General features: G+C 43.8%; 13 protein-coding genes. 7 read left to right on the top strand and 6 right to left on the bottom strand.

Features of this window, described 5'->3' with window-relative positions:
* Positions 1-270 precede the first annotated feature (270 nt).
* From ACHUFZ_RS04430 to ACHUFZ_RS04410, 5 genes are all read right to left on the bottom strand, one after another.
* Positions 271-738: a DM13 domain-containing protein gene (locus ACHUFZ_RS04430; RefSeq protein ID WP_394126065.1), complete on the bottom strand. Its 468-nt coding sequence runs from the start codon at positions 736-738 to the stop codon at positions 271-273.
* A 76-nt stretch (positions 739-814) separates the two neighbouring features.
* Positions 815-2,044 (bottom strand): peptidase T, encoded by a 1,230-nt coding sequence (pepT, locus tag ACHUFZ_RS04425; RefSeq protein ID WP_394126064.1) that lies wholly within the window; start codon positions 2,042-2,044, stop codon positions 815-817.
* A 169-nt stretch (positions 2,045-2,213) separates the two neighbouring features.
* On the bottom strand, positions 2,214-3,668 hold the full coding sequence (locus tag ACHUFZ_RS04420; protein WP_394126063.1) for a PepSY-associated TM helix domain-containing protein: 1,455 nt from the start codon (positions 3,666-3,668) through the stop codon (positions 2,214-2,216).
* A gap of 111 nt (positions 3,669-3,779) precedes the next feature.
* Positions 3,780-4,136, bottom strand: a complete 357-nt coding sequence (locus tag ACHUFZ_RS04415; protein WP_394126062.1) for a hypothetical protein — start codon at positions 4,134-4,136, stop codon at positions 3,780-3,782.
* A 111-nt stretch (positions 4,137-4,247) separates the two neighbouring features.
* A complete protein-coding gene (locus tag ACHUFZ_RS04410; RefSeq protein WP_394126061.1) occupies positions 4,248-4,631 on the bottom strand; it encodes a cytochrome b562 in 384 nt (127 codons plus the stop codon).
* Positions 4,632-4,842: 211 nt separating this feature from the next.
* Here ACHUFZ_RS04410 and ACHUFZ_RS04405 point away from each other — a divergent pair, with 211 nt between their 5' ends.
* From ACHUFZ_RS04405 to ACHUFZ_RS04385, 5 genes are all read left to right on the top strand, one after another.
* Positions 4,843-7,722, top strand: a complete 2,880-nt coding sequence (locus ACHUFZ_RS04405; RefSeq protein WP_394126060.1) for an HD domain-containing phosphohydrolase — start codon at positions 4,843-4,845, stop codon at positions 7,720-7,722.
* A 358-nt stretch (positions 7,723-8,080) separates the two neighbouring features.
* Positions 8,081-9,583: a glucose-6-phosphate dehydrogenase gene (gene zwf, locus ACHUFZ_RS04400; protein WP_167489236.1), complete on the top strand. Its 1,503-nt coding sequence runs from the start codon at positions 8,081-8,083 to the stop codon at positions 9,581-9,583.
* Positions 9,580-10,296, top strand: a complete 717-nt coding sequence (gene pgl / locus ACHUFZ_RS04395) for a 6-phosphogluconolactonase (protein ID WP_394126059.1) — start codon at positions 9,580-9,582, stop codon at positions 10,294-10,296. Before zwf ends, pgl begins: the two co-directional genes overlap by 4 nt.
* Positions 10,297-10,331: 35 nt before the next feature.
* A complete protein-coding gene (gnd, locus tag ACHUFZ_RS04390) occupies positions 10,332-11,780 on the top strand; it encodes a decarboxylating NADP(+)-dependent phosphogluconate dehydrogenase (protein ID WP_394126058.1) in 1,449 nt (482 codons plus the stop codon).
* Between the two features lie 200 nt (positions 11,781-11,980).
* Positions 11,981-12,115, top strand: coding sequence for a hypothetical protein (locus ACHUFZ_RS04385; protein ID WP_394126057.1), 135 nt, complete (start codon positions 11,981-11,983; stop codon positions 12,113-12,115).
* Positions 12,116-12,165: 50 nt separating this feature from the next.
* On the opposite strand, the gene ACHUFZ_RS04380 is transcribed toward ACHUFZ_RS04385, so the two are convergent.
* A complete protein-coding gene (locus ACHUFZ_RS04380) occupies positions 12,166-12,921 on the bottom strand; it encodes a Crp/Fnr family transcriptional regulator (protein WP_394126056.1) in 756 nt (251 codons plus the stop codon).
* A 113-nt stretch (positions 12,922-13,034) separates the two neighbouring features.
* Between ACHUFZ_RS04380 and ACHUFZ_RS04375 the strand changes: the two genes are divergently transcribed.
* On the top strand, positions 13,035-13,475 hold the full coding sequence (locus ACHUFZ_RS04375) for a CopD family copper resistance protein (protein WP_394126055.1): 441 nt from the start codon (positions 13,035-13,037) through the stop codon (positions 13,473-13,475).
* 89 nt (positions 13,476-13,564) lie between these two features.
* Positions 13,565-14,056: a hypothetical protein gene (locus ACHUFZ_RS04370; protein ID WP_394126054.1), complete on the top strand. Its 492-nt coding sequence runs from the start codon at positions 13,565-13,567 to the stop codon at positions 14,054-14,056.
* Positions 14,057-14,093: the final 37 nt, after the last annotated feature.

The following is a 14,093-nucleotide window of genomic DNA, read 5'->3' as shown; positions in this document are numbered from 1 at the left end:
AAGAGAGGAGCAATGAAAGATATATGTATAGTTTTGAACTAAACGAGTTAAACAAAACGATGTATCCTTATTAGAGCGCGCTGCTATCTCAATTAAAATTTCGTTATAGGAAGAGATGTACAGCCGTTGAGCAAGCCACGCATTATCAATTCGAACACTAACCAAATGTCAGTGTTTTGCAAGAAACTAACCGATTTTTGAAAAGTATTCAAAAATGTCAGACAACATTAAGATTACCATACGAAATATAAGAACATTCCTACATATCGGTTATTTATATCGAGCTGACGTAATGAACTCGCCAAAAGTTTCACACCAGATGATAACGGTATTGTAATCTTTAAGTGGAAACTCTTCTGGTAGAGAAACCGTGAAACGATCAAAGCTTTTCACTTCGCCAACTTGAATCATATTTGCTTTATTGGCTTTAAAGTCAGCTTCGGTTTCAATGAAAGTCTGAGAAAAGTAAAGTTTGTAGTCAGGTCCCGGGGCTAATTCCCCTACAAACGCGACTTGCTCTGAGCTGATTGAAACAGAGCCCTCTCCCCAATGCAGGAAGTCACTATCTTGGCGATCCTTTTGGAACGTCGCAGTATAGAGCGCTTGATTGGTGACACTTTGCACTTCATTCATTGTCGGGGAAGGCGGCTGGATAAGAATAGGTAACGCATATATCCCTAAGGCGAAACCCAAGGCGATGCAACCAAGATGGGTGACGAGTAAAAAAATCCTTTTCATGCTGATACCTAGCTGTCCAATCATTAACTATTAATGTATATGATTTTTCGCTAGATATCAGCGTTTTGAGTATAACTTATCGATAGTTTAATGCGGTTTTTTCTGCCAGTGTCACAATTACTTTTACCGCTTGCTCCATACCTTCAATTGAAATGAACTCGTGAATACCATGGAAGTTATATCCGCCTGTGAAGATATTCGGACATGGTAAGCCCATAAATGAGAGTCTTGCGCCGTCAGTACCACCACGAATCGGTTTAATCTGAGGCTCAACATCACATGCAATCATCGCCTGTTTAGCTAACTCAATAACATGGGGGAATGGTTCAACTTGCTCTTTCATATTGAAGTAGCTGTCAGTCAGAATCAATTCAACTCTGCCCTTCTCTAGCTTTTCATTCAGCTCCGCAACTTTATCTGCCATGAACTGCTTACGTTGCTCTTGTCCTTGTCGGTCAAAATCGCGAATGATGTAGCCTAGTTCGCTGCGAGCAACCGACATCTCAGCGGATTTAAGATGATAAAAACCTTCATATCCTTCGGTCGTCTCAGGGGTTTCGTCTGCTGGCATCATCATTTGAAATTGGGCAGCAATGTTCATTGAGTTGATCATTTTGCCTTTCGCAGTACCGGGGTGCACATTCACGCCATGACAAATGATATCAGCGCTAGTGGCATTAAAGTTTTCAAATTCGAGCTCACCCACTGGACCACCATCAATGGTGTATGCCCATTTGGCACCAAACTTCTCAACATCAAAAAGGTTCGCCCCGCGCCCTATCTCTTCATCTGGCGTAAAGCCAACACAAATATCACCATGAGGTATGTCTGGATTAGCGATCAGCTCTGAAATCGCAGATAAAATCTCGGCAATACCAGCCTTATTGTCAGCGCCCAATAGCGTAGTGCCGTCGGTAGTAATCAAGTTATGACCATGAAGCTTGTGTAGCTCTGGATATTGAATCGGAGACAAAATTTCATCGCCTTTACCTAGCGCAATATCGCCACCTTGGTAGTCATCAATAATTTGCGGTTTTACATCTCTCCCAGAAGCATCTGGGGCGGTATCCATATGGGCGATAAAACCAATAGCGGGAACGTCATAGTCAACGTTACTCAGCAGTTTTGCCATTAAGTAGCCGTTGGAATCAAGCGTTACATTAGATAGCCCCATGTCGATTAATTCTTGCTTTAGAAACTCCGCAAACACCATTTGTCCCTGAGTGCTTGGACAGCCTGAGTCGGCTGGATTCGATTGAGTATTAAAAGTCACATAGCGCAAAAATCGTTGTACTAATTCGTTCATAGTTTTTCTCTTGTTACTTTATGGTTCTAGCCTCTTTGCATGAGAGATCATCCTACGCCTTCTCCAACAAGATAATTTGCTATAAATCAGTTTTATCGCAGTAAAAACCAACAAAAACGGCTACCTACATCAATGCAGATAGCCGCGTTATTCAGTTAGTAAATGCTTATTACGAAAGGTATGTCTTTAGTCTGTCACTTTTTTGTACCAATACTGCGTCGATCAGCATTACAACCACAATCGTAATCCCCGCTAACGGGAACAACAGACCAATGAGTAGCAATGTCGCTAAGCCTAGTTTCCACATGCCCTCTTGCTCAAACCGTGCAGGTACGCCAAGTCTGTTTTGTCTAGCAGGACGTCGAATCCACCACATACAAGCGCCGGTAATCGCGATCGCAATAAAAGCAACACAGAAGAACACGTTCAGCCATTTGTTGACTGCGCTTAAATCGCCTTGGTGTAACGACACCCCAGCAGCCATTAGCTTGGCGATAACTGCGTAGTCGTCCCAACTGACTTCAATCAACGTCTGCCCGGTATATTGGTCAATATGCACAGTTCTATCGAGGCGTGGATCAACCACATCACCAGCCATCGAGTTTGCAGCAATGGTGTAAACTCCCGTCTCACTCTGAGGCAAGAATAGGCGATACTGCGGCAGGCCAAGCTGCTCTGCTTTAAGGTTAATAGTATCGATATCAATTGAACGACTCACATCGTACTTGTCTTGGCTTGAACCCTGTTGATGATGCCCTTGATGCGGGTCGGATTCTGGCACTGGCGCTAACTCTAAGTTCCACGGCATTTCTTCTTCGCTGCCATGATTTAAATGCTGATGTAACTGTGTCGATTGCGGTTTTTCGCCCCACGTGTAATAAGTCGGGAACGTATTCCAGCCCTGAACCATTTTCGCGCCCCACACGCCAGCCCAAGCAAGACCCGATAACAAAAATAGCAAAAAGACGACTGAAAGCGTACCGCCTAGATTGGCGTGTAAGTCCTTCATTAAGGTGCGGCTACCACTGTTAACGCGAATCTTTAGAAAGCCCGCTTTTGATGCATTATCTCTAGGCAGCCAGAGGTAAATACCACTGACCAACAATAGAATACCTAGACTCGCAGAGATTTCGATTAGATAGTCCCCCCATTTACCTATCAGCAAAGTGCCATGAATATCATTGGCCAATTGATACCAGCTATCGCTTCGATCAATTTGCCCTAATACTTCAGCGGTATATGGATTAACGGTCGCAAAGATCGATCTTCCATCCTCCAAACGGACATTAAATCGATTCGCGTGAGTGGGATCTTCCGTGACGATGACCTGCGTGATTGACGCATTAGGATAGGCACCTTTTACCGCTTCAAGCTGAGTGGAGATCGGTAAGCGTTTCATTTGCTCTTCGACGCTGATCAATTCTTGATATCTGAGCTGTTCAATTTCATCATCAAACAGCATCACTATACCGGTCAGGCTTAACATCAGCATAAACGGGATAACAAATAACCCCGCATAAAAGTGCCATCTCCAAACGAGAAAGTACCTTGCCTTATTTTGTTGTTGAACGTTTGACGCACGTACGCCATCCTTAGGTCCAGTCTGAATTTGACTACCCAACATCTTGTATTCCTTTTGTGCGTATAAGCTAGCCCCTCGAATTAATTCAAGGTCAGCTGCTGAGCATTAACTTTACTTAAGTGGCTTTAAAGCCTGTTTTATTTGGTTATTAGGTTAAGTGAAGAGATAAGATGGTGGAGCACGAGGGATAGCAATCTGGAACCGCTCACTTAGAGCCAAATAAGTGTACGGATTTTCAACTGCTAACGAAGACTTGCGTAGATATGTTGGTGTTGGAAGTGAATCTTGGTGAAAGACCGAGAAGTGGCTGAACGGACACGGTTTACTATGCTGTACCTCAGGTTTCCCTTCTTCAACCTGAACAAGTTCAAAGCCATTGATAGTACAAAGCGTCGCCCAAACGCCGGCACTTGAGCCATGTGCATTAATGACAGGCATCAAAGTCACAAGCACCCAGCTAAGGGCACTTGCGATCAACATACTTCGCTTAAAGTTTGATGTCCGTATCATTTTCGCTCTCGATTAATTGAGCGAAATATATAACTATCCTGCAACAAATTCAGCCAATGGGTTAATAAAACCTAACTCAGATCATGTTGATTTATAAAAATACCAAACGACTTAGCCGAAAATCTTGCTCCAAATACTTGGGTTACGCTTGTCATGGTATTCAACACGTAGGTCGTCAACCATCTTCAGCTCTGCTTTCGCGGCATTGAGATCACCCGCGTCTAGCTTCGCTTCAACAGAATCAATCGCGACAGATAGTTTATTAAAACCCTCTTGGTATAGATCATACTTTTCTGGTGGGTAATCACCACGCTTTGACTGTTCGATAAGCTCAGATAGATTTGATACCGCTGACTGCATATCGGTGATTTCTTGAGCTTGAGCAGCTTGTTTGAATTCCATTTTCATCTGCTTCATCGTGGCTTTAAGATCAAAGTCGCTAGCGAAGACTTGTGCTGACATTACAAGCGCGGCAATTGGGATTATTTTTTTCATTGTATTTATTCTTAGTGAAACACTCAGGAGCAGAGATTGTACTTAAAAAAACACCGCTTGTTGACGATATTTTGTTTCGACTTATAAACAACTCATCTCACTTACTACGTCTCTAAATCCGCTGACAAACCACAAGTAAGAAGTCTTCTTAACATATGCATTTCCATGATTTTCGACTAATAATTATTAGGTCAGCCATTGAAGGTAGATCATGCGCAAACGCAAATATTCACTCAGTATCCATATCACTAGCTTATTCTTAATCCTCACCACCTTGGTCGGGGTCGTGCTCATTGCTATTAGCTACCGCCATGCGCAAGAGTTATTGTCAGGCAGTGCGAAGGAACTTAGCCAAGAGAATAGCCGTCAACTTGAATCCACATTTCAACTCAACACTGGACCAATATTGACCACGCTTGACTTTATGGCGCTTAGTCGCGTTGTAGAAAGAAATGCTCCACCAGAGAAAGAAATCAGATTCCTGACGTCATTGAACTTAATTTTCCAACGCAGTCCCGGCTTAGTTGCTCTTTTTTACGGCAGCGAGAAAGGTCAATTCACAATGTTTCGTGCTTTACGTTCAAACAGCGAGCGAACTCAGTTCGATGCGCCAGATAAAGCCGTCTTAATGATTAATCAGACCTCTATTGATGGTTCAAATAGATTCCATTATTTAGATGGCAATTACAACATTCTAAAATCCAAACAAGCCAAAGATAACCAGTTTGACCCTCGTGGTAGACCTTGGTTTGTTAATGCAGAAAAAGATGGTGTCATTCGATTAACCGAGCCATATTTCTTCTATTTCCTTAAAACAACCGGGGTAACGTTTTCACGCCGCAGTCCTGATGGCAACGCGGTTGTGGGAGCTGATTTCACTCTACAATCTTTATCTGAACAAATTAGCCATTTAGGCTATTCGGATGCCAGTAAACTGATTCTTTTTGACAATAAGTTCCACGTCTTAGCTCATCATCAGGGGGACGTAGAGTTAGGTGCAGACGAGCAAACCAACCGCAGTAGTCTTGAAAAGGGTATATTCGTCAAAGTGCTCGATCGACTTTCAAGTCAAATTCTGTATGAGAAAGGAACTACTGGCGAGATTGATTGGTCGATAACGTTAACTCCCGTAAGTCTTAATAAGCACACAAGAATTTTACTCGCCGAAGCGACGCCTCAAGAAGATCTCCTGACTAACCTCCTTTCGATGAGAGATAAGCAAATTAAGGTCGCTTTTGCTTTGATGTCGATGAGCTTTCTCATCGTCTGGTTTGTGGCTAAGCGATTGGCAAATCCATTGCAAAGCCTTATGTACCAAACCGATAGCATTGCTCGTTTTGATTTTAAGAAAACGCGTTATTCCAAAAGCGTGATCAAAGAAGTGGCAAACTTAACCACCTCTATCGAATTAATGGAACACACGCTGCACGATTTGTTGCGCCTATTGAGAGAAACTGCGAGTAACCAAGATTTCTCCGTGTTAGCCAAAACCATTACTCACCAGAGTTACCTAGTGACTCGCGCCGAAACTATCGTTCTCTACACCAAAGAATCAAGCGACAGCCTATATGAAGTTTCCGCAAACCACGCCATTATCCCATTTAAAATCGATATCAACGAGTTCCTAGAATCAACAGCTTGGATTATCCAAGACCTTGCTAAAGGTGAAGTGCTTCATTTCAACCGTGAAGACAACGCGGTCGCGGCGTACCGAGATACCCTATATAACTCTGATTTCTATCTCTTTCCTCTAATTAGCCGCAGTGGAGAACTGGTTGGGATACTCCAACTGGGCTATGAAAGGGCTATCACCCAAGAGCAAAGTGACAAACACGCCTTTCTTCGAGAGTTACTCAGTTTTGCTGAACTTGCCAAAGAAAACATTGATAGGGTTCGTCAACAGAAAGAAATGCTCAATGCTTTTGTTGAGCTGATAGCGTCGGCTATCGACACCAAGTCCCCTTATACCGGCAGCCACTGCCAACGAGTGCCAAAACTGTCTAAAATGCTGACTAAAGTTGCCAGTGACGACACGCAATATTTCGCATCATTCTCAATGGGTGCGAGCGAATGGGAAGCATTGCATTTGGCATCATGGCTACACGATTGCGGAAAGGTAACGACACCTGAATACGTGATTGATAAAGCGACCAAACTCGAAACTATTTACGACCGTATCCATGAAGTGCGGATGCGATTCGAGTTGTTAAAAGCTCAAGCAGAGATTGACTACTGGAAAGCGATAGCAAGCAATCAAGGCAGTGAAGTTGACCTTCTGCGAGATTTAAAAGCCAAACACGCGCAATATGATGAAGATTTCGCTTTTGTTGCCAAATGCAATATCGGCGGTGAAAGTATGGATGATGCGGCCATTGAGCGATTGGAAACCATTAGTCAACACCAATGGAAACGTACTTTAGATGATCAACTAGGTGTCTCGTGGATAGAGAGTCAACGTGCTGGTGAGTCGACCGATTTGCCGGTTATGGAATCCATTTTATTCGATAAACCGTTCCACCACGTCCCTTGGCCATCAGGTATCAACCCAAAAGATATCTGGCAAGAGAACTTTGTCCTCCAACCGGGAGAACTGAAATACAACCGAGGCGAAATGTATAACCTTTCGATTAAGCAAGGAACGCTCAACAGCGAAGAGCGGTTTATCATTAACGATCACATCATCCAGACCATTACGATGCTCAATCGACTTCCTTACCCCGATCATCTCAAACAAGTTCCCGAAATTGCGTGTGGTCACCACGAACGAATGGATGGTAAAGGATACCCGAAAGGTTTAGCGGAGCATCAACTCTCTATTCCAGCTCGTGTAATGGCGATTGCTGATGTATTCGAAGCATTAACCTCAAGTGACAGACCTTACAAGAAGGCCAAAACGCTCACTGAGTCCATTGATATCATGACTAACATGGCGACCTCTGGACATATTGATCCCAAGCTTTATCTGCTTTTTTTACAACACGAACTTGATAAAGAGTACGCTAAACTCTTCCTACATGACGATCAAATTACCGATTTTGATCGTGATGCGCATATTTATCGCGTTAAAGAGTACCTAAAATCCCACTTTTAAGCCCCTCACGCCCCAGTGAATAAATAGAATATAGACTCTATTTTTAAACAAAATCACAACAAATGAATTTTATTTAAAAATCATAAACCTAGAGAAAAACTAGTCAATATTTAATCGATTGCCCTCTCAAAGGTTGATGTATATCAAAGAGTCATAGACAATACGCTGCCAAATGAACGAACAGACCTGATTTCCACAAATTACAGGCTTTCGAAATTGGCACGCTTTTTTGGTTTTGCCTATCGATTTGATAGGCAGTATCAGTTTTATAATTTGAGGTATCGTTGTTAGGGTGAACCATCTCAATACGCTAACAGCCTAAATAAGTGCTAACTACCTCGTTTTTAAGGGAAAGATGATGGTAATACCAGAAAACAGCAGCATCGTAATTTTTGGTGCTTCGGGCGACTTAACCTATCGTAAGTTGATCCCTGCTTTATATCACCTTTACTCAAACAAACAGCTGCCGGAAAACTTCGCCATTCTTGGTGTAAGTCGTACAGAATACAGTGATGAGTCATACCGTGAAAAGCTAAAGCGCTCACTCCAAGAAATGGAGAAAACAGAGCCAGCAACCCTAGATGCCTTTATCAATCATCTGCATTACCAAGCCATCAATACCTCTGATACTGCTGATTACAGTAAACTGACTGCACGTCTTGACCAACTTGCTGATAAATACAGCTTCGAACAGCGTAATACTCTGTTCTATCTAGCAACGCCTCCAAGTCTATATAGCGTAATCCCAGCAAGTCTTGCGGCTCACGGCCTGAATAACGAAGATGACGGCTGGAAACGTCTAATCATCGAAAAACCATTTGGTTACGATTTAGAGTCTGCGCAAAAGCTAGACAAAGAAATTCATGAGCATTTCCAAGAGCACCAAATCTACCGTATCGACCACTATTTAGGTAAAGAGACGGTTCAAAACCTGCTGGTTTTCCGCTTCTCAAATGCGATGTTCGAGCCGCTTTGGAATCGTAACTTCATCGACTACGTAGAGATCACAGGTGCTGAATTCCTTGGCGTTGAAGAACGTGGCGGTTACTACGACGGTTCAGGTGCGGTTCGCGACATGTTCCAAAACCACTTGCTGCAAGTACTAGCCATGGTTGGTATGGAACCACCAGCGCAGATTAACGCTGACTCAATACGTGATGAAGTGGTAAAAGTACTGCAGTGTTTGAAACCACTGGAAGAAGATGACCTGCGTAACAACCTAGTTCTGGGTCAGTACACAGAATCTGATGTACGTGGTGAATTCCTGCCTAACTACCGTGACGAACCGGGGGTTGCTGAAGATTCTCGTACCGAAACGTATGTTGGCTTGAAAGCGTACATCAATAACTGGCGTTGGAATGGCGTGCCTTTCTACGTTCGTACTGGTAAACGCTTACCTACTCGCGTGACTGAAGTGGTTATCCACTTTAAACAGACACCGCACCCAGTGTTTGGTCAAAACGCACCAGAAAACAAGCTAATCATTCGAATTCAGCCAGACGAAGGCATTCAAATGAGCTTTGGTCTAAAAGAGCCAGGTGCAGGTTTCCATGCGAAAGAAGTGAAAATGAACTTTCATTATGCATCACTTCAAGAGACTCAGATGCTAACAGCATACGAGCGTCTACTGCTTGACTCTTTGAATGGTGACGCGACACTGTTTGCTCGTAGCGATGCAGTAGAAGCATGTTGGAAGTACGTTCAACCAATTCTTGACTTCAAACAAGATCCGCAAGCACTATTTGGCTACGCTTGTGGCACATGGGGCCCTAAAGAGTCTGACGACTTGCTACAGCGTGACAACCGCGCATGGCGTTTCCCTTGTAAGAACCTAACAGATACGGATTACTGCGAACTATGATCAATCATAAGATTTTCCAAACCGCTGAGCAGGTTGTTGAAAGCCTAGCGAATGATATGAAAGCATTCAGCGAGCTTGAGCGCCCAGTACATATTTCATTGTCTGGTGGCAGTACGCCTAAGATGCTGTTTAAGCTACTGGCTAAAGCGCCATATGCAGATGGTATTCAGTGGAACAATCTACACTTCTGGTGGGGCGACGAGCGCTGTGTGGCACCTGACGATGCTGAAAGCAACTACGGCGAAGCAAATGCGCTACTGTTCAGCCAAGTAAACCTGCCAGCAGAGAACATTCACCGCATTCGTGGTGAAGAAGAGCCAGCTGTTGAAGCGAAACGCTTCGCAGAAGAAATGACAGCAGTGATCCCATGTGAAAATGGCACGCCAGTATTCGACTGGATCCTGCTAGGTGTTGGCGCAGATGGTCACACTGCTTCTCTGTTCCCAGGTCAAACAGACTATCAAGATGAGAACCTATCAGTATTAGCGACTCATCCTGAATCAGGCCAAATTCGCGTCTCTAAAACCGCTAAAGTTTTAGAGGCCGCAAAACGAATCAGCTACCTTGTACTTGGTGCCGGTAAAGTTGAGATCGTAAACGAAATTCATACGACTCCAGCAAGCGAGCTGCCTTACCCTGCAGCGAAAATCCAGTCTAAAGCTGGTGAGACGGAGTGGTACTTAGATTCAGACGCAGCAGCAAAAATCGCTTAATGCGAGCGTCCAAATAGGAAAATTGGAGAGAAATAATGAAAGGTGATATCGGTGTAATTGGCCTAGCAGTAATGGGTCAAAACCTTATCCTAAACATGAACGACCACGGTTTTAAAGTGGTTGCTCACAACCGTACTGCTGCGAAAGTAGACGAATTCCTAGAAGGCCCAGCAAAGGGTACTAACATCATCGGTGCATATTCTCTAGAAGAGCTAGTAGAAAAGCTAGAAGCGCCACGTAAAGTGATGCTAATGGTTCGTGCTGGTGAAGTTGTTGATAAATTCATCGAAGCATTAACACCACTTCTAGATAAAGGTGACATCATCATCGATGGTGGTAACACTAACTACCCAGACACTAACCGTCGCGTTGCTGCACTACGTGAAAAAGGCATCCACTTCATCGGTACTGGTGTCTCTGGTGGTGAAGAAGGTGCTCGTTTTGGTCCTTCAATCATGCCTGGCGGTTCTGCTGAAGCTTGGGAAGCAGTTAAGCCTATCTTCCAAGGCATCTCTGCTAAAACTGATGCTGGCGAACCTTGTTGTGACTGGGTTGGTAACGACGGTGCGGGTCACTTCGTTAAAATGGTTCACAACGGTATCGAATACGGCGATATGCAGCTGATTACTGAAGCTTACCAGTTCATGAAAGATGGTCTAGGTATGTCTGCAGACGAGATGCAAGCAGTATTCGCTGACTGGAACAAGACTGAACTAGACAGCTACCTAGTAGAGATCACTGCTGACATCCTTGGCTACAAAGATGAAGACGGCGAGCCGCTAGTAGAGAAGATTCTAGACACTGCTGGTCAAAAAGGTACTGGTAAATGGACAGGTATCAACGCACTAGACCTTGGTATTCCACTAACGCTTATCTCTGAGTCAGTATTCTCTCGTTGTCTATCTGCTCTGAAAGACCAGCGTGTTGAAGCTGAATCTCTATTCGGTAAGACAATCACACCAGTTGAAGGTGATAAGCAAGAGTGGGTTGATGCGCTTCGTCAGGCTCTTCTAGCGTCTAAGATCATCTCTTACGCTCAAGGCTTCATGCTAATGCGCGAAGCATCAAACGAAAACGGCTGGGACCTAAACTACGGTAACGTTGCACTAATGTGGCGTGGTGGTTGTATCATCCGCTCTGCATTCCTAGGCAACATCCGTGATGCGTACGAAGCGAACCCAGACATCGCATTCCTAGGTTCAGATGACTACTTCAAAGGCATCCTACAAAACAGCCTAACAGCGTGGCGTAAAGTGGCGGCGAAATCGCTAGAGTCAGGTATCCCAATGCCTTGTACTATCTCAGCACTGTCGTTCCTTGATGGCTACACGACAGCTCGTCTACCAGCTAACCTACTTCAAGCTCAACGTGACTACTTCGGTGCTCACACTTACGAGCGTACTGATCGTCCACGTGGTGAATTCTTCCACACAAATTGGACTGGTACAGGCGGCGATACAGCGTCTACAACTTACGACGTGTAAGAAAACACTTAAAAAGGAGGAGTACGGTATTTATTAATCCCAATAGCTCCTACTATAATTAAGTTGCATATGGAGGATGTTAACTCAGTTAACATCCTCTATTTTTTGAAACCTAAACAAGGAACCGCGTAGACGTTTCGCGGGTATCGGTGACTAATCTAACCTGGATGGTTAAATAACATTAAATTGAGGTTCTTAAGATGACTATTAATAAGTACTTTGTATTCGTTCCACAGGTAGAGGAACAAAATGCTTCAAAGGACAGTAAAGTAACAGATAAGGAAGCTCAACGTCAGGCTTTAGTAAAGCAAGCGCAGCAGCAAGGCGGCTTGTAATCGCTAGGTTTCAAACAATAGAGCGCTCAATAGCGCTCTATTTTTTCCTGCTAAATCCAATGCCCATTTAAGTTACAGCATCCTCCCCAGCTATCGGTTTGGGTGCCGCAACTCAGCTTATAAGGGTTGGGTAAGTTGACCAATGTACACATCTCTTCAATGTCCAACATAACCACCACTCCCCCTTTACCGCTAATCACTTCTTCTTGCCTTAGCTTTTTAAACAAACGCGACAGTGTTTCAGGAGCAATATTTAACTGACCCGCTAACACGCTGTGAGCAACCGGTAGCTTTATCCAGTCACTCCCTTGTTGTTGGTGTAAATCCAGTAGGTATGACACCAAACGTTGGTTAGCGCCTTTAAGTGTTAGCTGATCGACACGATTCACAGCCTGGCTTAATTTTGTCGCCATGGCACTGAGCAACTGAAGCGAAAACTCATTGCTGGAATTGCAAAAACTCAGCAGTACTTCTCTTGAAAAAGATAACACCACGGTGTCCTCCTTCGCCTTCGCACTGACTGGATAGACGTTAGGGCTCATGAACATTACTGCTTCTGCCAGCGTGTCCCCCTCCCTCAGTACTTGAAACACTTTCTCTTCACCTTCCGGTGAGTATCGATAAAGACAAACTTCGCCGCTTTTTACAATATAGAAACGGTTTGCTACCGCTCCTGCTTCAAATAGATGTTTACCTTGCGATAGGTTTACAACTTGAACGCCTTTACTCAACGCGACTTTAGCCTCTAGCTTGATACTAGAAAAAATAAAGGAATCTTTGAGAAGCTGAGTTGTTATGTCGTCCATGAATTTACCCTAATTGACAAATGTCATTTGAGATTGAGACTCAAGTGTTAATCTAATTGATAACTATTATCACACATATCAATAAAAGATATAATCATTTCAGGATCGAAATCATGCATTACGGCGTATTAGTGGGTTTACACCTTTTATGTGCGGCTATTTTTATCGGAATCGTCGCCTTTGAAGTTCTAATTTTGGAGGGTATCCGCCCACATTTGCCCGCAAAAACGATGTCACTGGTCGAACAAGGAATACATATGCGCGGCCGAAAAATCATGCCTTTTGTTGTGGTCACCCTTTTTGTGACCGGTGCTATGATGGGCTATCAGCATTTAAGTCCTTTACCATCACTCTTTGCAACTCCGTTTTCGACTCTGCTGAGTATTAAGATTCTACTGGCACTCAGTGTACTAACCCATTTCATTCTCGCGATGAAGTACGCCATTTGCGGCAATATGACGTCTAAGCGATTCAAATACACCCACCTTAGTGTCTTCATTCACATGCTTGGCATTATTTTCCTCGCCAAGGGTATGTATTACATCCACTGGTAGTGAATTGACATTTGTCATTTGAGCAATGGAACACATCACAGATACTTAACGAGAACAATAATCATTACAACTTTAAAAGGAAAATTAATATGCTCAAGATTACAGCCCTTTCACTTGCAATCTTCTCTGCTTCAACACTCGCAGCAGGTACCGCTGGTATTACTGGTAACTACAGCGGTGATTACCAGCTCGAAGTGCGTACGACATCAGATCAACTCATGGCGAAAAGCACACAACGTAATAACTGGAAATGGGACTTTGACAATAAAACCGTCACTATCAATGCAGGCTTCATTAGAAGTACTTTTGCGCCATTTCCTGTTGGTTACAACGCTCATGCGCCAATTACTTTAGTCGACAATGGCGATGGTACTTACACCATTGATTACGTATTTCAGGCATACAACCCACTTTATGGATTTCCAAAAGCGCAAACCAAATCGACCTTTGAAATCACCGATACAGGGTTTGGATTGGAATTCAAAACTCTCGATTCGGACAACGATGGCGTGATAGGCGAAGCGATCTACGGCCTATTCCCATGGGATATCGAGCTGAACTGGACAGGCTCTGCTCAGTAAATCACTCATGCCAATCTAGGTGGCCAAGTGGCCACCT

It is taken from the genome of Vibrio hepatarius (genome assembly GCF_043642085.1).
Lineage (GTDB): Bacteria > Pseudomonadota > Gammaproteobacteria > Enterobacterales > Vibrionaceae > Vibrio > Vibrio hepatarius_C.
This window is presented reverse-complemented; position numbering and strand designations above follow the sequence as displayed.

Coding starts and splice junctions, on each gene's coding strand:
- ACHUFZ_RS04430 (WP_394126065.1), bottom strand. CDS start 738: ATGAAAAGGATTTTTTTACTCGTCACCCATCTTGGTTGCATCGCCTTG.
- pepT (WP_394126064.1), bottom strand. CDS start 2,044: ATGAACGAATTAGTACAACGATTTTTGCGCTATGTGACTTTTAATACT.
- ACHUFZ_RS04420 (WP_394126063.1), bottom strand. CDS start 3,668: ATGTTGGGTAGTCAAATTCAGACTGGACCTAAGGATGGCGTACGTGCG.
- ACHUFZ_RS04415 (WP_394126062.1), bottom strand. CDS start 4,136: ATGATACGGACATCAAACTTTAAGCGAAGTATGTTGATCGCAAGTGCC.
- ACHUFZ_RS04410 (WP_394126061.1), bottom strand. CDS start 4,631: ATGAAAAAAATAATCCCAATTGCCGCGCTTGTAATGTCAGCACAAGTC.
- ACHUFZ_RS04405 (WP_394126060.1), top strand. CDS start 4,843: ATGCGCAAACGCAAATATTCACTCAGTATCCATATCACTAGCTTATTC.
- zwf (WP_167489236.1), top strand. CDS start 8,081: ATGGTAATACCAGAAAACAGCAGCATCGTAATTTTTGGTGCTTCGGGC.
- pgl (WP_394126059.1), top strand. CDS start 9,580: ATGATCAATCATAAGATTTTCCAAACCGCTGAGCAGGTTGTTGAAAGC.
- gnd (WP_394126058.1), top strand. CDS start 10,332: ATGAAAGGTGATATCGGTGTAATTGGCCTAGCAGTAATGGGTCAAAAC.
- ACHUFZ_RS04385 (WP_394126057.1), top strand. CDS start 11,981: ATGACTATTAATAAGTACTTTGTATTCGTTCCACAGGTAGAGGAACAA.
- ACHUFZ_RS04380 (WP_394126056.1), bottom strand. CDS start 12,921: ATGGACGACATAACAACTCAGCTTCTCAAAGATTCCTTTATTTTTTCT.
- ACHUFZ_RS04375 (WP_394126055.1), top strand. CDS start 13,035: ATGCATTACGGCGTATTAGTGGGTTTACACCTTTTATGTGCGGCTATT.
- ACHUFZ_RS04370 (WP_394126054.1), top strand. CDS start 13,565: ATGCTCAAGATTACAGCCCTTTCACTTGCAATCTTCTCTGCTTCAACA.